Annotated in this window: 15 protein-coding genes; 9 read left to right on the forward strand and 6 right to left on the reverse strand. The window is 59.7% G+C overall.

The window, feature by feature from the left end:
• Window positions 1-41: 41 nt before the first annotated feature.
• Window positions 42-1,538, reverse strand: coding sequence for a DUF1846 domain-containing protein (locus RAE07_RS07050; protein WP_023020147.1), 1,497 nt, complete (start codon window positions 1,536-1,538; stop codon window positions 42-44).
• Between the two features lie 127 nt (window positions 1,539-1,665).
• On the opposite strand from RAE07_RS07050, the gene RAE07_RS07055 reads away from it, so the two are divergent.
• Both RAE07_RS07055 and RAE07_RS07060 read left to right on the forward strand, forming a co-directional pair.
• On the forward strand, window positions 1,666-2,481 hold the full coding sequence (locus RAE07_RS07055; protein WP_023020148.1) for an Fpg/Nei family DNA glycosylase: 816 nt from the start codon (window positions 1,666-1,668) through the stop codon (window positions 2,479-2,481).
• Between the two features lie 18 nt (window positions 2,482-2,499).
• Window positions 2,500-4,077 carry a bifunctional ADP-dependent NAD(P)H-hydrate dehydratase/NAD(P)H-hydrate epimerase gene (locus RAE07_RS07060; RefSeq protein ID WP_317001622.1) on the forward strand — a complete coding sequence of 526 codons (1,578 nt, stop codon included), beginning with the start codon at window positions 2,500-2,502 and terminating at the stop codon, window positions 4,075-4,077.
• Here the strand turns inward: RAE07_RS07060 and RAE07_RS07065 are convergent.
• Window positions 4,074-4,715: an ABC transporter ATP-binding protein gene (locus RAE07_RS07065; RefSeq protein ID WP_317001623.1), complete on the reverse strand. Its 642-nt coding sequence runs from the start codon at window positions 4,713-4,715 to the stop codon at window positions 4,074-4,076. The genes RAE07_RS07060 and RAE07_RS07065 overlap by 4 nt on opposite strands.
• A gap of 1 nt (window position 4,716) precedes the next feature.
• Window positions 4,717-5,700: an ABC transporter permease gene (locus tag RAE07_RS07070; RefSeq protein WP_317001624.1), complete on the reverse strand. Its 984-nt coding sequence runs from the start codon at window positions 5,698-5,700 to the stop codon at window positions 4,717-4,719.
• 153 nt (window positions 5,701-5,853) lie between these two features.
• Here RAE07_RS07070 and RAE07_RS07075 point away from each other — a divergent pair, with 153 nt between their 5' ends.
• The 4 genes from RAE07_RS07075 to RAE07_RS07090 all read left to right on the forward strand — a co-directional run bounded on the left by RAE07_RS07075 (window position 5,854) and on the right by RAE07_RS07090 (window position 9,364).
• The gene (locus RAE07_RS07075; protein WP_317001625.1) at window positions 5,854-6,954 is read left to right on the forward strand and encodes a sensor histidine kinase; all 1,101 of its coding nucleotides are present in this window, start codon (window positions 5,854-5,856) and stop codon (window positions 6,952-6,954) included.
• Window positions 6,947-7,564: a response regulator gene (locus RAE07_RS07080; protein ID WP_023020153.1), complete on the forward strand. Its 618-nt coding sequence runs from the start codon at window positions 6,947-6,949 to the stop codon at window positions 7,562-7,564. The genes RAE07_RS07075 and RAE07_RS07080 overlap by 8 nt, the downstream gene beginning before the upstream one ends.
• The gene (locus tag RAE07_RS07085; protein WP_317001626.1) at window positions 7,564-8,532 is read left to right on the forward strand and encodes an NAD(P)-binding domain-containing protein; all 969 of its coding nucleotides are present in this window, start codon (window positions 7,564-7,566) and stop codon (window positions 8,530-8,532) included. Before RAE07_RS07080 ends, RAE07_RS07085 begins: the two co-directional genes overlap by 1 nt.
• A gap of 82 nt (window positions 8,533-8,614) precedes the next feature.
• Window positions 8,615-9,364 carry a Rossmann-like domain-containing protein gene (locus RAE07_RS07090; RefSeq protein ID WP_317001627.1) on the forward strand — a complete coding sequence of 250 codons (750 nt, stop codon included), beginning with the start codon at window positions 8,615-8,617 and terminating at the stop codon, window positions 9,362-9,364.
• On the opposite strand, the gene RAE07_RS07095 is transcribed toward RAE07_RS07090, so the two are convergent.
• Window positions 9,361-9,951 (reverse strand): VanZ family protein, encoded by a 591-nt coding sequence (locus tag RAE07_RS07095; RefSeq protein ID WP_317001628.1) that lies wholly within the window; start codon window positions 9,949-9,951, stop codon window positions 9,361-9,363. The genes RAE07_RS07090 and RAE07_RS07095 overlap by 4 nt on opposite strands.
• A gap of 78 nt (window positions 9,952-10,029) precedes the next feature.
• Here RAE07_RS07095 and RAE07_RS07100 point away from each other — a divergent pair, with 78 nt between their 5' ends.
• Window positions 10,030-11,004, forward strand: a complete 975-nt coding sequence (locus RAE07_RS07100; protein WP_317001629.1) for an MDR family oxidoreductase — start codon at window positions 10,030-10,032, stop codon at window positions 11,002-11,004.
• 63 nt (window positions 11,005-11,067) lie between these two features.
• Here the strand turns inward: RAE07_RS07100 and RAE07_RS07105 are convergent, their stop codons facing one another.
• Window positions 11,068-11,538 (reverse strand): MarR family winged helix-turn-helix transcriptional regulator, encoded by a 471-nt coding sequence (locus RAE07_RS07105; protein WP_317001630.1) that lies wholly within the window; start codon window positions 11,536-11,538, stop codon window positions 11,068-11,070.
• A gap of 332 nt (window positions 11,539-11,870) precedes the next feature.
• Here RAE07_RS07105 and RAE07_RS07110 point away from each other — a divergent pair, with 332 nt between their 5' ends.
• Window positions 11,871-12,512: a hypothetical protein gene (locus RAE07_RS07110; protein ID WP_317001631.1), complete on the forward strand. Its 642-nt coding sequence runs from the start codon at window positions 11,871-11,873 to the stop codon at window positions 12,510-12,512.
• On the opposite strand, the gene leuS is transcribed toward RAE07_RS07110, so the two are convergent.
• Window positions 12,513-15,359: a leucine--tRNA ligase gene (gene leuS / locus RAE07_RS07115; RefSeq protein ID WP_317001632.1), complete on the reverse strand. Its 2,847-nt coding sequence runs from the start codon at window positions 15,357-15,359 to the stop codon at window positions 12,513-12,515. It lies immediately after the preceding gene.
• Between the two features lie 173 nt (window positions 15,360-15,532).
• Between leuS and RAE07_RS07120 the strand changes: the two genes are divergently transcribed.
• On the forward strand, window positions 15,533-18,106 hold the full coding sequence (locus tag RAE07_RS07120) for a hypothetical protein (protein WP_317001633.1): 2,574 nt from the start codon (window positions 15,533-15,535) through the stop codon (window positions 18,104-18,106).
• Window positions 18,107-18,115 lie beyond the last annotated feature (9 nt).

Raw genomic sequence — 18,115 nt, forward strand, 5'->3', positions numbered from 1 at the left:
CCTCCAGCACGGGCTGAAAGGGCCGACCCTCTACTCAGAACCTAGCGCTTCTGGTACAGCGCTTTCTTGCGAGCAAAGACGGGATCAGAGGTCACGAGCACGCCCAAATTGCGGAAGATTCCCTCGTCCACCGAACCCAGGATGGTGGTGGTGTGAACATCGCACCCGGCAAGCTCCTTGATCTGCTCTAGTGCCTTTCGGGCATTATCATCCTTGGCGGCAGACACGGATAGGGCGATGAGCACCTCGTCGGTATGCAGGCGTGGATTCTTGGAACCCAGGTGCTTGGTCTTAAGCGTTTGAATCGGCTCGATGGATTCGGGCGAAAGCAGATGGATATCGTCATCGATGCCGGCCAGGTGCTTCAGGGCGTTGAGCAGCATCGCGGCCGAGCAGCCCAGCAGAGGCGCGGTACGGCCGGTGATCATGGTGCCGTCGTGCAGCTGCATAGCAGAGGCAGGCTCGCCGGTTTCTTCCGCACGTTGGCGCGCGGGCGCCACCACGGGGCGATCTTCGACCTTGATGCCGGCCTTGGCCATGATGACCGCGGCACGCTCAGATTGTTCGGTCCCCAAGCCAGCGCGGGCCTCTTCCACCTGAGCCTTAAAGTAGCGGCGGATGATTTCTTGCTGGGCGGCGGCGCGGCACACGGCGTCATCAGTAATGCAGAACCCAGCCATGTTCACGCCCATGTCCGTGGGAGACTCATACGGGGTGGTGCCGGTGAGCTTTTCCAACAAGGTGCGCAGCAGCGGGAATGCTTCCACATCACGGTTATAGTTCACGGTGGATTCACCGTGGGCGGATAAGTGGAAGTGGTCAATAATATTGGAATCGTTGAGGTCCACCGTGGCGGCCTCATAGGCCAAGTTCACGGGGTGTTCAAGGGGGAGATTCCAGATAGGGAAAGTTTCAAACTTAGCGTAGCCAGCATTATTGCCGCGCTGGTGCTCGTGGTAAACCTGCGAGAGCGCAGTGGCCAGCTTGCCGGAGCCAGGGCCCGGCGCGGTGACAACGACAAGATCGCGGGAGGTTTCCGCAAACTCATTGCGGCCAAAACCCTCTTCGGACACGATTAGGTCCGTATTGGTGGGGTACCCAGGGATAACGCGGTGTCGGGCCACCTTGAGGCCAAGGCGCTCTGCCTTTTCGATGAAGGCCTCGGCTTGGGAGTTTCCCTCCTCCAGCTGGGTCATGACGATGTTTTCCACCAAGAATCCGCGGCTGCGGAATACATCTACAAGGCGCAGCAGGTCATCTTCGTAGAGGATGCCTAGGTCGGCGCGCACCTTCTGGCGGGAGATGTCCTTGGCATTGATGCAAATGAGGATTTCTACGTCCTCTTTGATGCGCTCCAGCATCGCGATTTTATTGTCCGGGGTGAAGCCGGGCAGCACGCGGGAGGCGTGCATATCGTCAAAAAGTTTGCCGCCCATCTCCAAATAGAGTTTGCCGCCGATTTCCTCGCGGCGGGCGTGAATGTGCTTTGACTGCAGCTCGATATATTTCTCGCGGTCAAAGCCGATTTTGTGCGTCATGATTTGAAAGCCTTCCCCTGAGTTAAATCATTCCGCATTTCGAGTTTACGCTATTGTCACCTCCCAAATAAGTGGGCTGGTTAGCGGCAGGTTTGGCCGAAAATTCTTCCCGATTAGACTGGCTTCTATGCCTGAAGGTCACGTCATCCACCGCCTAGCCAATAAATTCAACGCGGATTATCGCGGCATGCCGCTGCGCGTGACCAGCCCGCAGGGGCGCTTCGCGGCGGAGGCAGAGATTCTCGATGGCGAGCGCATCGAGCTGGCCGAGACCTACGGTAAGCATCTTTTTGTACACCTCACCGCTCCGGATCCGCGCCATATCCTCTATATTCACTTAGGGCTCATCGGCAAGCTGCGCTTCGAGCCCCGCGAGGAGACCGGCGGACAGATTCGGGTGCGCATTGATAATGGCACCGAGGCCGCCAACCTGCGCGGACCCCAGTTTTGCCGCTTGCTTACAGAAGAGGAGTACCGCGCACAACTGGCCAAGGTAGGCCAGGATCCGCTGCGCCCAGACGCCGATGTGGAGGCCTTATGGGCCAAGGTGCACAAATCGCGGCGCAGCATTGGCTCGCTCATGATGGACCAGCATCTCTATGCCGGCGTGGGCAATATCTACCGTGCAGAAACCCTCTTTCGCCATGGCCTCTCCCCTTTCCTGCCTGGCCGCGACGTTTCCCGTGAAACCTTTGACGCCACGTGGACCGACCTAGTGGATCTGATGGAGTACGGGGTGGAACACGGCCGCATCGATACGGTACGGCCCGAGCATTCTCCCGAAGCCATGGGGCGCGAACCACGTAAAGACGACCATGGCGGGGAGGTATACGTCTACCGCCGCGCCGGTTTGCCCTGCTATGTGTGCGGCACCCCAGTGACGGAAAAGGTCATGGAGGGACGCAACCTATTCTGGTGTCCGACCTGCCAGCCGGCTCCTTAAAGGCCTATCCTGGCGGGCATGCGATATGCCTATAGCGTTGCTGCCGTCCGTGCGGCGGAGCATTCCCTTCTAGCGCAACAAAACTACGACGATGAGCTCATGCGCTTGGCCGCGCGCGGCGTAGCAGCCACTGCCGCAGCCATGCTCGGCCCTGAGCGGCGAGTGAGTATCCTCGTCGGCCCAGGCGGCAATGGCGGCGATGGCCTCTACGCTGGCGCTTTCCTGGCGGAGGAAGGTTATTCAGTCGAGGCCATCCTCGCGGCGAATAGCGCCCACGAACCCGCACTGCAGGCGTTTACCGCAGCCGGCGGGACCATTGTGCACAGTCTGGGGGATGCCGATCTGCTTATCGACGCCGTCGCCGGCCTCTCCTCCACCCGCGGCCTTTCCGGTGCCCCGCTCAGCGCCTATGCCGAAGCCAAAAAACGTGGAGTTCCAGTACTCGCGGTGGATATTCCCTCCGGGATTAACGCCGATACCGGTGTGGCTGCGACCGATGCGGTGGAAGCGGACGTGACCATTAGCTTTGGCTGGGCCCACGCCGGACACGTCTGTGCCCCAGAATGCGGCGCGGTGGTGCTCTGCGATCTCCTCTTGCCAGGCGCGCCGCGCTCTTTTGCAGAAGAGCTGTCTGCCACCGCAGAACCGGTGGGCCATATCGCCAATGAACCCACCATCCCCTTGCCCTATCAGTGGCCAACCGAGCCGGTACTCACGGGTGACCAAGGCCTGGTTACCGCTCCAAAGCCGGTGGGCTGCACGGGGCCAATTCTGGATCCGACGCCGGGGGCAAAAAGCACCAAGTACACCGGTGGGGTTACCGCGGTATGCGCTGGCAGCACTACCTTTCCCGGCGCGGGCATGCTCGCCGCCACGGGCGCGGTGCGGGCCACCCCCTCCATGGTCCGCTTCGTAGGAAATGACTCTGTGGTCGCAAGCCTGCCGGAGGTAGTGCCCCATGCAAGCGCCGAAGAAAAGGTCCATGCTCAAGCCTGGGTGGTAGGCCCAGGGCGAGGCACCGGGCCGGAAGCGGCAGCGGAATTACGGGCTGTGCTGGCACGCAAGCTGCCTACAGTTATCGACGCAGACGCGCTCACGGTGCTGGCTAGCAATGAGGACCTGCGCAAACTTGTACACGATCATCCTTGCGCGGTTCTTACCCCGCATGCCGGGGAATTTGAGCGGCTCTATACGGCTACGCTTGGCCGCGCACTCGATCTTTCGGAGGGTTTAGGCGTACGCCTACAGGAGCTTGCCTTAGCGCTCGACTGCTTTATCCTGCACAAAGGACGGATCACCACGGTCACGGCCCCCGGTCAGGAAATTTATGGCATGAACGCGGGGCACTCCTATGCAGCTACCGCCGGATCCGGTGACGTGCTTTCTGGCATCCTCGGTGCCACGCTAGCCCAGCTGAATTTTGCTGAGGTAGATGCGAAGGGGATCATTGCGGAGATTTTGCACGCCGCAGCCATACACCAACACGCTGCCGCTATTGCCGCCCACACCCCAGACGGCTTCGGGATTTGCTCCGCCTCCCAGATTGCCGCGGCGGTGCCCCAAGCAATCGCACGGTTGCTAGTGATGCGGCGCTAGCTGAGCGCGGAAACCTTCTCCTGCTCAGAAACGTGGCCGTCTTTGACCTCGACCACGCGGTCAGCGAAGGTCAGCAGGGAGCGGTCATGGGTCACCAGCACGGTGGCGGTCTTCATCTCCTGGGTGACATCGCGCAAAAGGCGGATGATCTCCTGGGAAAGGTGAGAATCGAGCGCGGAGGTAGGCTCATCCGCCAAGAGCAGGTCTGGCTGCTCCATGAGCGCACGGGCGATATTGACGCGCTGGCGCTGGCCGCCAGACATCTGGCCCATGCGGCGGTTTCCCATACCTGCCAAGCCCACAAAGTCCAATAGCTCATCGGCACGCTGTGGGCGCAGCTTGCGGCCAGCGATGTGATCCATAATCAATAGTTGGTCGCGCACATTGAGCGAGGACAGCAAGTTGGCCTGCTGAAAGATGATGGACCGGGTGCCATCTACCTGCACGGACCCGGAATCCGGGGTGATTAAGCCAGCAGCTACGGATAACAGGGTGGACTTGCCGGAGCCAGACTCGCCCACGATGGCGGTCAGGGTATTGGATTCGGCCTTGAGGGAGGCGTCGGCAAGCGCGGTAGTGGTTGTCTCGCCGTCCTGGTAGGTCACGGTGGCATTGCGAATATCAAGAATGGTGGACATGTTAAGCGTTTCCTCCAAGTGCATCGAGTGGGTTGGCTTTAGCTACGCGGCGGGTAGCGACGAGGGCGCCGGCCATACCGAGGACCCAAATACCAACCGCAGGAACGGCAATGCTGCGCAAAGAGACATCGAAAGGAACGGTGCCGGAGGCGAGCGCGCCGAGCGCCCACCCAACGACAGCGCCCAGGATGGTGCCGGCAGCCAAGATGATGGCGGCTTGTGCCAGGGCATCGCGCAGCAGGTAGCGCACGGTGGCGCCCAGCGCGCGCAAAATAGACAGGTCGCGGGTGCGCTGAATGGTCCATACGGTCAAGAAAGCGACGGTGACTAGCGCGGAGATGCCGTACAAGAAGCCCTGCATGGTAAGCAGCGAGCCGCGTTCAGACTGATAGCCCGCCAGACCGGTGAAGGACTTGGAAACCTTGACGGAGCCGGGAACCTCATGCTTATACAGTGCGGCGGTGCCCACCACGCCCTTCGGGGCGTGGCTAATCTGCTGCCAAGACTCGGTGGAAGCCCATACCACCGCAGAGTGGGAGTACATGGTCTCCGGGACGGTGCCCTCCACCGGCAGGTCGGTGCCGCCTAGGGTGACGGTATCGGCCGCATCGATGGAATCTGGCAGGAGCACGCCCTGCTCTGGGATGGTCTTATCGGTGCCCGGAACCTGGGTGCCGGCCGGCAGGCTGAGGACGGCGACGCCTCCGTGGCCTTCCAACTTGGTCTGCGCCGCGCCGAGGGGAATACCGTCGCTGGCGATATCGCCGGCGTGCATCGCGGACTCGCTGAAGGAGGGGTCCTCGGTGGAGAAGGAGATATATGGGTATTCCTTTTCCAGGGACTCCAATGCGGAAGTATTTTGCTTGGAAAGGCCCTCCGTTAGGCCGGAGAGCATCACGAGCAAAAGGGTGATGAGCGCAACTGTGCCGCCAATGAGCGCGAAGCGGCCGCGCGCCGTGGTGATTTCTCTGAGTGCTAGAAACATAGTTCTATATTCGCTTTATGCAGGTCAGAAGTAATCGGCCAGCTCGCTGAACCTCTAGTCAACCAAGTGGTTGATTCACTGTCCACCCTTGCGCGGATATCCTGGGTGGTTGTGTTTAAAGGACAGAAATTATGGGTCTATGGTTTACACGCCATGTTCGCGTTTCTGCTGGTCTTCGGCGTAGCGCGTGCCTACGTGGACGGCCGGCTCGATGCCCGCGTTATTGGCTTAGCCATCGCACTCGCCGTGGTGTATGCCGCACAACGCTGGTTGCCCACGTGGCTGTGGCTGGGTGGACTTTGCCTCCTCTGGCTGGGCTTGATGGTCCATGCGCAGGATTTCATGTGGCTGGAGTTCCCGCTTATTTTTGTCTTTCTGCGCGCCTTGCCCACCGTGCCTGGGCTGGTCTCCATCGCCATATTGTGGGCGGCTGCCGCTTTCATCCCCGCCTGGCTACATCCTGAGGGCTGGTCCATCGCGGCGGTGGTAGGACCGCTTATCGGTACCGCCTTTGCGGCCACGGTCTTTTTCATCCAGCGGCGGCTGCAGGCGGAGGCGGCGCACCACAGGGACATCGCTAGGCAGCTGCGCGAAACCCAGGCCGAGCTAGCTGCAAGCGAGCACCAAGCCGGCCGGCTGGAGGAGCGCGAGCGGCTCTCTCGCGAGATTCATGACACCGTCGCACAAGGTCTTAGTTCTATTCTGCTGCTCTCCCGTGCGGCCCGCGGCACCACTGATCCAGCAACCAAAGAAGAACAGCTCGAAATTATCGAGGAAGTCGCCAGCGAGAATCTGGCCGAGGCCCGCCGCTTTGTCCGGGAGCTCGCCGGCCCCGATGAGCGGCTGGAAACCCAGCTCAATTCCCTGCTATCCCAGATGCGCAGCCGCGTGAAAGCCTTGGGCGAAGATACCACCCTTGAACTGGTGGTCTCCGGCAGCGGCAAGGTGCCTGCCCAGATCAAAAAGGTCATTGTGCGGGCCGCGCAGGAGGGTCTCAATAACGTCATCAAACACGCCCACGCCTCGCGCGCAGTGGTCACGCTCGGACTTTTCGAAGATGCTGTCACCCTAGACGTTGTTGATAATGGATGCGGCGTAACCGCCTCCCCTAGCAGGGATAATAAGGATCATGGCTTCGGGCTTACCGGCCTGCGCGACCGCGTGGAGAGCGTGGGCGGCACTATGAACCTAGAATCGGGCGAAGGCACCGCCCTGGCCGTCCGTATCCCGCTGAAGGAGCGAAGCAATGGTTAATGTCATGCTGATTGATGATCACCCAGTGGTCCGCGCCGGCCTGCGCGCCATCCTCAATACCTTCTCCGATGTCGAGGTAGTAATGGAGGGCTCCACCGGCGCGGATGTGGATAAGCTTTTTACTGCAGATGCCCCGCAGGTAGACGCTGTAGTCTGCGATATCCAGATGCCCGACGTGGATGGCATCGCAGCCACCAAGCGCGTAGTAGACGCCGGCGGCCCGCCCGTGCTCATCTTGACCACCTATGACACGCAGGCCGATATCCTCGCCGCCGTGGAAGCCGGCGCGATGGGCTACCTGCTCAAGGACTCCCCCGAGCAGGCGTTGCACGAAGCCGTGCTCAATACCGCCGCGCACCGCCGCACCCTAGCGCCGGAGGTTGTGGATCTCCTCGCCCAGCGTGTAGGCCGACCGCAAGAATCACTGTCCACCCGCGAGCTGGAAATCTTGCGGGCGTTATCTAGCGGTTCCTCTAATAAGGAGCTAGCCAAGCAGCTGTTCATTTCCGAGGCCACGGTCAAGACCCACCTCATCCATATTTTCCAAAAGTTGGGCGTGGAAACCCGCACCGCCGCGGTGACCGTGGCACGAGAGAGAAAGCTCATTTGATGCTGGACTGCATAGTCATTGGTGCCGGCCAGGCAGGCCTCGCGGTGGGTTATTACCTGCGCAAGAAGGGCCTAGATTTTGTCCTTCTGGATGCAGAATCCGGTCCTGGCGCAGCCTGGCGCCATACCTGGCCCTCCCTGACGCTTTTTAGCAATGCGGCCTCTTCCAACCTGCCGGGAATGCCCCACTACGAGGGCTTTCCACCGGCCAGCCACGTTATTGATTATTTTGCACGCTATGAGCAGCGTTATGAACTGCCCATTCGTCGGCCAGTCACAGTGGATGAGGTGACCCATGACGGCGCGTACTTCCACGTTTATGCGGGGGAAGAGAAACTCACCTCGCGCACGGTCGTAGCGGCAACGGGCACGTGGTCCGCACCTTTTATCCCCTACTACCCCGGCAACTTTGGCGGAAGGCAATGGCATTCCGCCTTCTATCCAGGCCCCGCGGACTTTGCCGAATCTACCGTGGCGGTCGTGGGCGCGGCCAATTCCGGTGCCCAAATCGCGGCCGAGCTCCTACTCTCCGGCGTAGAGACAACCTGGTACACCCGCAGCTCCCCGCGGTGGATGCCCGATGATGTTGATGGTCGAGTCCTGTTTCAGCGCAATCGCGCCCGCCTCAACGCAATGCTGCGCGGCGAACCAGACCCCGGCGCGGATTCGAACCTGGGCGATATCGTGATGGTCCCACCTGTCTTGCGGGCGCGGGATTCCGGGCTCTTGCAGGCCACTCCAATGTTTTCATCCCTCGATGAGGTCAACACAGACCACCTCATCTGGTGTACCGGCTTCCGGCCTGCCCTCCGGCCTATCCGCGGGCTCCTTGATGGTACCTCCCCCACCGTCGACGGTCTCTTCCTCGTAGGCTACGGCACCTGGACCGGACCCGGCTCCGCCACCATTACTGGGGTAAGCCCCTTTGCTAAACAGACTGCGCAAGCCGTTGCGAATATATGTGACTAAAGCTATAGGGTGCTCCCCACCTATTCGACTACACTGCCTCCTCACAAGCAGTGCCAAACAATAAGGAAAAGCTGGTTTATTCATGTCCGCCTGGGATCTCTACGATGACCTCATCGATGCCATTCCCCGTGACATAGTGGTCTCCCGCGCTGCCCAAAACCCGCGGTGGACCCGCGTTTACACCGAAAGTCCTAGCTGCGGCGTGGCCATGACCATGTCAGCAACCTCCCGCCCCGCCCAGATGAGCGCTGAGTACTCCGGCGTTCCCTTACGTGCCATCGCACAGCTGGCCAAGAGTTGGAATTTCTCAGAGGCGTCCTTCGGCATGGCTGCGCTCAATTCCTATTACGCCACGCCTTCCGTGGCTGATGAACATGGCTTTGCGCTTGCCGACGCCCCCTGGCCCCAAATCTTCGATCCCTTCCGCGAAGCCGTCGCGGGTAAGAAGGTCGCCGTAATTGGCCACTTCCCTTTTGCGCCTAAGGCGCTCAACCAGGCGGCGGATTTTTATATGCTAGAGCGTTCGCTCAATGAGGGCGACTACCCCGATTCCGCCGCCGAGTACATACTGCCCGAGTGCGATTATGTCTTCATTACCGGCTCCGCCTTTGTTAATAAGACCGCTCCCCGCCTGCTCGAGCTCTCCCGCGAGTCCTTCAATGTAATCTTGGGGCCCTCAACGCCCTTGGCCCCTATTCTCCTTCAGGACTACGGAGTATCACAGGTCACCGGCATAGTTCCCACCGACGCCGCCGGTACGTTTGAGTGCCTCGAAGAGGGAGATTCCCTCGATATGTTTAATTTCGGGCACCGCGTCAGCCTGGGTACTTAGACAATTACTCCGGCCACAATCGCGGCGGCGAGGGCACCCAAGCCCAAAGCCGCCATCCAGCCGATAGTGCGGACGGCGCGCAGCTGCGCCTTTGCGCTCTTGCGGCTAACTAGGAACGCGCCCAAGGACGCTCCAAGGGTATTGAAAACCACATCGTCGACATCGCTAAAGCCCAGTGAGAATAGATATTGGGTAGTTTCGATGCCCAAGCTGAGCGCCATGGCTAGAAGGATGATTCCGCCACGGCCAAAGCGGACGTGGCGCGAATGTTGCCCCATCACTACCAAGCACGCGCCAAGTGGGAAAAAGAGCGCTATATTGCCCAAGGTATTGGTCCACGGTCCCCACCACGGATGAGGGTTATTAAAGCCGTTGAACATTTGCAGATCCAAGCTGCGGCGGGCATGTGCAGAGGCATCGAGCACGCCGGGAATATCAATAAACGGCTTGCCCACTGTAGCTACGGCAATAGCCGCCACAACGACCACGCAGGCAACGCCAGCACTGCGCCACAACGTGCGCTTGGCAGGCGCGCCTTGCGCCCTTACCTGGTGCGAAGTGCGGGTGGATCCAGTGGTCGTCATCATAATGCCCAAGTTAACAAGCCTGTCTGAAAAATCCCAGGGAGATTCGCTGTCGAATCCCTGCATCACATTTAACGTACGATGGTGAGCATGAGCACGCTACTAGTAACTCGCAACGAAGATAAAACCGTCACGACCTCCTTTGAAGAGGGAGAGTTCCTCGGCGAGGGTGACCTTACCGTTGATGTTTCTTATTCTTCTCTGAATTACAAGGACGCCATGGCAATCGCGGGCGACCGCGGTGTCATGCGCACCAGTCCCCTTGTCCCGGGCATCGACGTGGTCGGCACCGTTTCCGAGTCCAGCGTAGAGCGCCTACCGGTTGGCACCTTGGTCGCCTCCTTCGGTGATGGCCTTGGCGAGTTCCGCCACGGCGGCTACACCCCGAAGCAGCGCGTTAACTCCCAGTCCACCGTCGCGCTCCCCGCAGACTTCACCGCTGAGCAGGCAGCTGCTGTCGGCACCGCGGGCTATACCGCTGCACTGTGCGTCAACTCTTTGCGCGGGCTTCCCGATGGCCCCGTTTTGGTCACCGGCGCAACTGGCGGTGTCGGCTCCATCGCCGTGAACCTCCTGTCCAATGCCGGGTACGAGGTCCACGCCATGACCGGCCGTCCAGATGACTATTCCCAGTACCTTCACGAGCTCGGTGCCCACACCATTGTGGACCGCGCCGAGTTCGCCGAGGCCGGAAAACCCTTGCAGAAGGCAACCTATGCCGGTGCTGTCGATACCTCCGGCTCCCACGTTTTGGCCAATGTATTGGCTCGCACGGTTTGGGGCGGCACCGTCGCCTCCACCGGTATGGCCGCTGGCCCTGATCTTCCCACCACCGTGTTGCCTTTCATTCTGCGCAACGTACACCTTGCCGGCGTCAATTCCGTAGACGCCCCACTGCACTACCGCCAGAACGCTTGGCAGCTCTTGGCCCGCAAGCTAGACCGTTCCATTCTTGAGTCCCTGACCACAACGATTCCACTTTCGGACGTGGTCGAGGAATCCAAGTCCCTTCTAGAGGGCACCCACCACGGACGCACCGTCCTTAAGATTGCCTAGGCTGCGCCCTAGCTAATATTCCCCGGCACCCGCCGTCATGGCGGGTGCCTTTTGCATACGCTGTTAGGCTTCAGAAGCGAACTCTCCAGCGCCCTGCTCATCAATCCCACGCAACAACTTCCGAGAAATTTCCCCCAAAGTTTGTAGGTCTTCGTCACTAAGGGTGCTCACCACGATTTCATCAACTGCGGCGGTGTGGCGCGCTATTGCCGCATCGAAGGCGACACTTCCCTTTTCCGTCACAGTGACTTCAATGGCTCGAGGCCCAAGTTCCGGCGCTTCCCGCCTGGAGACTAATTTTCGTGATTCCATGCGCACCAGCTGTCGATGCAGGCGCGATTTTTCCCATCGTAGTTCCGTCCCCAATTCGTGCGGACGGGTATGAATTTTGCGGCGGCGATGCAACACCGCCAAGACCGCATAGTCCGCCTCGCTTAGACTAGAGTCTCTCTGCAACTGTGCAGAAAGTCGCGCATGCAGCACCTCTTGCATAGTGACAAAATCTCCCCATGCCGCACTCTGCTCCACACGCATGGCTATCCTCCTTCGATTGCCGTTATTTAACAGCTTAAACAGCGCAGTTGATCTAGCAACCCGTTAGGCGATCGGGAGTTGATACAACAACTCCTACTACTTTAATACGGCGGGCGTATAGCGCGTCAACAATTTAATGACCCTACATCTTTAGGGACAAAATCATATTTACTTTGCTTTTGGAACATTATTGGCGGGGTTATGCAAATGTTTAATCCGTTATGTTATTGGCGCAAAAATTAAATAGTTAAACAAAAAGTCTTAGTAGCGATCCGTCCGCTGGAACAAACGGCGTCTCGGGAGAAGCGACCGAAGTGTTTAAAATGGCGAGCATGGATAAGCTATTTAGCACATGTGGTTTCGATCTAATGGATATTGAAGAGCTCATCGCAGAGCTACCCACGAGCCGCGAAATATGGGATGCACCTAGATTTGATCGAGTCCTTTTTCACGCAGATCCGTCCGACATGGCGGTCACCGCGATGGAGTACGAAGGGGAGTGGGCCGCAGTTCCTTCGTATCGGGGAGGGGAACAGGCCCTGGGAACGATTTATCGCGCAACTCCCTATATCGGCATTGTGGAAACGGGGGATTTACGGTTCGCAGCACTGGCGGATGCACCCTTTGCCCTGCCAGCGGGAAACCCCGTCGGAGGGGAAAAGCTAGAGGGACAGGTCCAGCCGGCGGTTGTGGCCTTGCGGTACGAGGTGGGGGAGCCGGAGGAATTTTCTTTGAATTCTCCTGCTACCGAGCGCTTTTATCGGAACTTAAAGCCCAGCATGCTCAACCCGCAGGTAGAGGTGGCGGGAACCATCGGGGGCATCGCCAAGCACAGCAATGAGCTGGGCATGGGGGAGTTTTGGGTATGCGACCTCGACGGCCTGCCGCTCATTGTGAACAAGAAACTGGAGGTCGGCCAGGGAATCCGGGCACACGGCATAGCGCTGTGTGCCACGGAGTTTTGGGAGGAGTAACTACTTGACGACGAGGTTGACCATGCGGCCCGGCACGTAGATCTTCTTCACTACGTTCTTTCCACTAGTCAGTTCGGCGATCTTGGCATCGGCCAGAACAACCTCGAAGACCGCCTCCTGGTCGGCATCGGCAGCCACGTTGATGCGGGCCTTTACCTTGCCGTTGATCTGTACGGGCACCTCGATTTCATCATCTACCAGGTACTTTTCCTCAAAGGCGGGGAAGGGCTGATAGGTAATGGTCCCGTCGTGGCCAAAGCGCTGCCACAGTTCTTCCGCGATATGCGGGGCGATGGGGGAGACCAACTGGGCGATTGGTTCCACGGCGGCGCGCGGTGCCTCGGTGCGATAGGTTTTGGTCAAGTAGTTGACGTACTCGATGAGCTTGGCCACCACGGTATTAAGCCGCAGGTTCTCATAATCATCGCGCACGCCCGCGATGGTGCGGTGCAGCTGCTTGAGATCATCCTCGCTCAAATTGGCGTCGGTAGTGGCCAGCTCTCCGGTGTCCTCATTGACGGCAAGGCGCCACAGGCGCTGCAGGAAGCGCTGGGAGCCGACGACGTCCTTGGTAGCCCACGGGCGGGAGGTGTCCAACGGACCCATGGACATTTCATACACACGCAGGGTATCGGCACCAAAGTCGCGGCAGATATCGTCCGGAGCTACAGCATTCTTCAGGGACTTGCCCATCTTGCCGTATTCCTGATTGACCTCTTCTCCGTTGTAGTAGAACTTGCCGTCCTTTTCTTCTACCTCAGCAGCTGGCACGTACACGCCGCGGGAATCGGTGTAGGCATAGGCCTGGATATACCCCTGGTTGTACAGGCGACGGTAGGGCTCTTGAGAGCTGACAAATCCCAGGTCAAAGAGCACCTTATGCCAGAAGCGGGAGTAAAGCAGGTGCAATACGGCGTGCTCGACACCGCCGACATAAAGGTCGACACCGCCCGGATCCTGTGGACCATGCTGGTCCGGTCGCGGGCCCGTCCAATAACGCTCGTTTTCGATATCGCAGAATGCCTCATCGTTGCGGGGATCGATGTAGCGCAGTTGGTACCAGGAAGAACCTGCCCACTGCGGCATTACGTTGGTATCGCGGAAGTAGGTCTGCGGGCCGTCACCCAAATCAAGTTCTACCTCGACCCAGTCGCGCACCTTAGCTAGCGGGGGTTGTGGTTCGGAATCCTTATCCTCTGGATCAAAAGAAACCGGCTTATAATCTTCTACCTCTGGAAGCTCCACTGGCAGCATGGATTCTGGCAGAGCGTGGGCAAAGCCATCCTTGTCATAGACGATGGGGAAGGGCTCGCCCCAGTAGCGCTGGCGGGCGAAGAGCCAATCCCGCAGCTTATACTGCACCTTTTCCCGGCCAGAGCCGTCCTTTTCCAGCCATTCAATGGCCTTGGCAATAGCCTCGGCCTTATTCAGGCCGTTGAGATCTAGGCCCTTGTCATTGGCAGAATTAACCAGGGCACCGTCCTCGGTCCAGGCTTCTTCGTCCACGTTGCCGCCAGAAACAACCTCCGTAATGGGCAGGCCGAAGGCCTTAGCAAACTCGTAGTCACGGGTATCGTGCGCTGGAACTGCCATGATGGCGCCGGTGCCGTAGCCGGTCAGCACGTAGTCCGCGATAAAGATCGGGACCTTCTTGCCAGAGACCGGGTTGGTGGCATAGGTGCCAAGGAAGACGCCGGTCTTTTCTTTGTTTTCCTGCCGCTCTAGATCAGACTTGGCGGCAATATCGGTGCGGTAGGACTCCACGGCCTCCTTCGGATCATCGTGGCCATAGGTCCAACGCTCATCTACGTCATCGTCATAAGGGATGGGGGAGAGGAGGGCATCGACAAGCTCATGCTCTGGGGCCAGGACCACGTACTCGGCGCCGAAGAGGGTATCGGGGCGGGTGGTAAAGACCTCGATCTCGTAGCCCTCGGCGGGGAAGGAAACCTCTGCGCCGCGGGAACGGCCGATCCAATTGCGCTGCATGGACTTGACCTTCTCCGGCCAATCTAAAAGCTCTAGATCATCGAGCAGGCGATCGGAATAGGCGGTAATGCGCATCATCCACTGGGACAAGTTCTTGCGAAATACGGGGAAGTTGCCGCGCTCGGACTTGCCCTGTGCGGTGACCTCCTCGTTTGCCAGCACGGTACCCAAGCCTGGGCACCAGTTCACCGTGGAATTAGACAGGTAAACTAGGCGGAATTCATCAATTGCTGCGGCCTTTTCCTCTTCGGTGAGGTCCTCGTAATAGCGGCCGTCCTTAGTGGTGCGCTTATTGGCTTCTAGTTCTTTGATGAGCTCCGCAATGGGGCGAGCCTTTTGCTGCTCCTCATCGAACCAGGAGTTATAAATCTGCAGGAAAATCCACTGCGTCCACTTGAAAAACTCCGGATCCGTAGATTCTACGGAGCGGCGCGGATCGTGGCCGAGTCCCAACATGCCCAACTGGCGGCGCATGTTTTCAATATTCGCCTCGGTGGTGGTCCGTGGGTGCGTACCGGTCTGGATGGCATACTGCTCGGCCGGCAGGCCGAAGGCATCGTAGCCCAAAGTGTGCAGCACGTTCTTGCCCAGCATGCGGTTATAGCGAGCATAGGTATCGGTAGCGATATAACCCAGCGGGTGTCCCACGTGCAGGCCCGCACCGGAGGGATAGGGGAACATATCCTGCACATTGAGCTTTTCCTTAGGCAGCTCGCCCGCATCGGTGGCGAGCTCGCCTACCGGGTTCGGGGCGTTGAAAGTGCCATTGTCTTTCCAGTACTGCTGCCAGGTCTTCTCGATCTGGTTCGCCAGCTCCGGGGTATAGCGGTACGAGGTGGAATCGCTCTGGGTATTCATAATCACACAGTGTAATAGCCGCGTGCCGGTGCGGTGTAGTTCGCTGCCCGTTCCGCGTCCCGCTGGGCACGCGCTCCCAAATTCTTCGCTGGACTCACCCCCGGCTTTCGGGTCATTTCCCCCGCTCGCAGCCAAAATGCAGATCTGCATGAAAATGATCTAGGCTGGGGTAAATGAGCCAGGAGAAGTTTCGCAGCCAGCTTTCATCTTTTGCAGACGCAGCGGTATTTCAGGGGATTCCGCACCTGCGCCTCTCCCCAGCTACCCACACTTTGGAGCTGTACCTACCAGCCTTAACCGCAGGTTATCAGCCAGAGGATCCCCAGTGGACCGTGTCCGCTCAGCTGCTCGACGACAGCGAGGACACTCGTAAGTTCTACTACGTGGAGGGCGAGGAGCCCGGGCTGTGGATCAGCATGCCCCACCCCTTTAGCCACCTGAGCGTCTCCTTTGAAGAGCACACCTTGGAATTCGCTGGCGTGGCCAATGGCGGCTTAGTGCTGGATTCCACCCATCGTCCGGTCGATACCACCGCAGCGATGCCTAAAGGCTCATATACCTGCATCGCCCCTGCTGGCACGGAGCTTGCTAAGGCCAAGGTCGGCGAGGCCCGTCCCCACGGCGCCTGGGAGGGTTGGTCCATCTTCCCGTTAGAGGTGAGCCAATCCTTCACGGTGGAGGCACCACAACAGGAGCCCGCCACCATCAAGGTGTCTGGCAGCCCTGACTTTGCCTGGGATATGGCCGTCAAGTCGCTGCCCAATGCCCACGGGCTAGATGGCGAGCTGGTCTATACCCAGTCACCGCGCGTCATCGCGAACACAGAGCTCAGCATGGAATTGACCTACGTCCCCATCGGTGGGGAAGAGGAGGCCGTGCTAGAGGATGAGCTACCGGAGGGCATCCACGAGGTACTCCCGGCAGATGCCTTCGAAGATCCCTGGGTAGGCCGTTACCGCTTTAGCTTGTACAAGGATGAGGAACTGGTGGATATCCAGTACCTTAACTTCGCGGAAACACTGCATATGCGCGCCAAAAACGAGGGCCCGCGTGGCACTAACTTCCGCTTCATCGACGCCCTGGGCAACCTTTCTCCGTTTAGCTATGCCTTGGCTTCTGCGCCGAATAAGCCCATCCAGATGGAAAAGGGCCAGCGCGTCTTTGGTGAGGACGAGAGCGTACGCGAGGAGACCATCGGCAGCGAGGCCGGCTATGAGCTGACCTTCCAGGTGGAACCGGCGACGATTCGTACCCGGGTCAAGCGCACCGCGGCCGAACCAGTCGATTACCTCGATAAACAAGTCATCCTGGCAGACCAGCTCGACGCCGATGCGCTCTTTACCATCCACTCGCCGGAGCCACTGCCGCTGGCAAAATTCGTGGTTATTGATAAGAACCAGAAGATTAGGGACCTTGTCACCGCCAATGGCTCTACGGAGGCGGCCACCAGCCTGTCCGTACCAAACCGCGCGCTGAAGTCGGCGCTGACGAAGAAGACCTCGCTGGAGCTCTACCTCCTGTGGTCCACGTTGTCCTATGAGGAATACCTCGAAGGCCTGCCGGAAAAGGAGCGCGCAGCGCACCAAAAGCGCAGCTTTGAGCGTCGCGTCATGGAATATGAGGCCACTGCGGCCAGCGACCTCATTTATGCCGCCATCGCCACCGTGCGCAAAGCTCCGTTGGTCTCCCGCGCCACCATCGAGGATGGCATCCTCGTCCCCGAGCAGCCACACGAGGAAGAGGTGGAGCTGCTGGCATGGGCTTGGCCACTGGGCAATCCCGCAGGCGAGCCGCTGCCACTGGAACCCACCGAGGAAGGCTTCGAGCTGCCCGAGGAGCTGCTGGATGCCGGCCACCTCATCGTGGATTTCCGTGAGGACGAGCCGGCCAGCGACTTGGCCGCGCCGCAGTACCCGCCGGCGAGCGCGCTCATCATCTTCCAGGATGGTGAAACCGCAAACACCGAGGGTGTGTGGCCCACCTACGCGGCTATGCGCCGCCTAGCGCCCAAGGCCAAGGAAACTTTCGAGGCGATCATCAAGGAGATTGAGGCCGATCCGCGTGCCAGCATGGATGCCCTCATGGCGGCGGATTTTGAGCCGGGTCAGCGCATGCGCGCTTTTGTCCGCACCGGCTTGGTCTCCCGCAATTTCCGCCGTGAGGAGCCGGCCGAAAAGCCTTCCTCACTGCTGGCCGCGCTTGCCGACGCCGCCCATGACTACATCGAAGCCCACGGCTCCGCCGCGCTCGCGCGCGTGCCATCCACCGGCGTCGACGATCTCACCCGCCCAATGCTGCTGATGAGCGCCACGGGTGAGGCGCCCACACCATCGACGGCCAGCGATCAGCTCTGCGACGATGCTCACCGCATCTCTGCACTGCGCGAGTGCTTTGCCAACGACCTCGCGCTCACCCGCCTAGGCACCATCTCCAACCTGCGCAGCACCGCCATGCAGCTGCGGGTAACGCTGCAGCAGCTAGGTGTGGATAAGTCCGTACTGCACACCTTGCTCGCGCTCGATGCCTTTGGTGATGGCAATTCGGAGCTCGGCGATTCCGCCTGGATGCCGTTTATCTCCTACGTCTTTGCCATCACGGCGCGCGGCATGGCCAATGGCAAGCTGGCCGACCCCGCTTTCGCCGCTGCGCTTGACGGCGCCCTCCCGCAGCTAGCTGAAGCAGTCTCCCTCGCGCCGCAGCTGTTTTACCGCGATATTCTCACCGCGGAGGCGCTCACGCTCAGCTAGTGTGGCAGG

It is taken from the genome of Corynebacterium nasorum (assembly GCF_032821635.1).
In the GTDB taxonomy this organism is placed as follows: domain Bacteria; phylum Actinomycetota; class Actinomycetes; order Mycobacteriales; family Mycobacteriaceae; genus Corynebacterium; species Corynebacterium kefirresidentii.

Bases quoted from the DNA above. Each gene is read 5' to 3' on its own strand.
- RAE07_RS07050 (WP_023020147.1), bottom strand. From the start codon at position 1,538: ATGACGCACAAAATCGGCTTTGACCGCGAGAAATATATCGAGCTGCAG.
- RAE07_RS07055 (WP_023020148.1), top strand. From the start codon at position 1,666: ATGCCTGAAGGTCACGTCATCCACCGCCTAGCCAATAAATTCAACGCG.
- RAE07_RS07060 (WP_317001622.1), top strand. From the start codon at position 2,500: ATGCGATATGCCTATAGCGTTGCTGCCGTCCGTGCGGCGGAGCATTCC.
- RAE07_RS07065 (WP_317001623.1), bottom strand. From the start codon at position 4,715: ATGTCCACCATTCTTGATATTCGCAATGCCACCGTGACCTACCAGGAC.
- RAE07_RS07070 (WP_317001624.1), bottom strand. From the start codon at position 5,700: ATGTTTCTAGCACTCAGAGAAATCACCACGGCGCGCGGCCGCTTCGCG.
- RAE07_RS07075 (WP_317001625.1), top strand. From the start codon at position 5,854: ATGTTCGCGTTTCTGCTGGTCTTCGGCGTAGCGCGTGCCTACGTGGAC.
- RAE07_RS07080 (WP_023020153.1), top strand. From the start codon at position 6,947: ATGGTTAATGTCATGCTGATTGATGATCACCCAGTGGTCCGCGCCGGC.
- RAE07_RS07085 (WP_317001626.1), top strand. From the start codon at position 7,564: ATGCTGGACTGCATAGTCATTGGTGCCGGCCAGGCAGGCCTCGCGGTG.
- RAE07_RS07090 (WP_317001627.1), top strand. From the start codon at position 8,615: ATGTCCGCCTGGGATCTCTACGATGACCTCATCGATGCCATTCCCCGT.
- RAE07_RS07095 (WP_317001628.1), bottom strand. From the start codon at position 9,951: ATGATGACGACCACTGGATCCACCCGCACTTCGCACCAGGTAAGGGCG.
- RAE07_RS07100 (WP_317001629.1), top strand. From the start codon at position 10,030: ATGGTGAGCATGAGCACGCTACTAGTAACTCGCAACGAAGATAAAACC.
- RAE07_RS07105 (WP_317001630.1), bottom strand. From the start codon at position 11,538: ATGCGTGTGGAGCAGAGTGCGGCATGGGGAGATTTTGTCACTATGCAA.
- RAE07_RS07110 (WP_317001631.1), top strand. From the start codon at position 11,871: ATGGATAAGCTATTTAGCACATGTGGTTTCGATCTAATGGATATTGAA.
- leuS (WP_317001632.1), bottom strand. From the start codon at position 15,359: ATGAATACCCAGAGCGATTCCACCTCGTACCGCTATACCCCGGAGCTG.
- RAE07_RS07120 (WP_317001633.1), top strand. From the start codon at position 15,533: ATGAGCCAGGAGAAGTTTCGCAGCCAGCTTTCATCTTTTGCAGACGCA.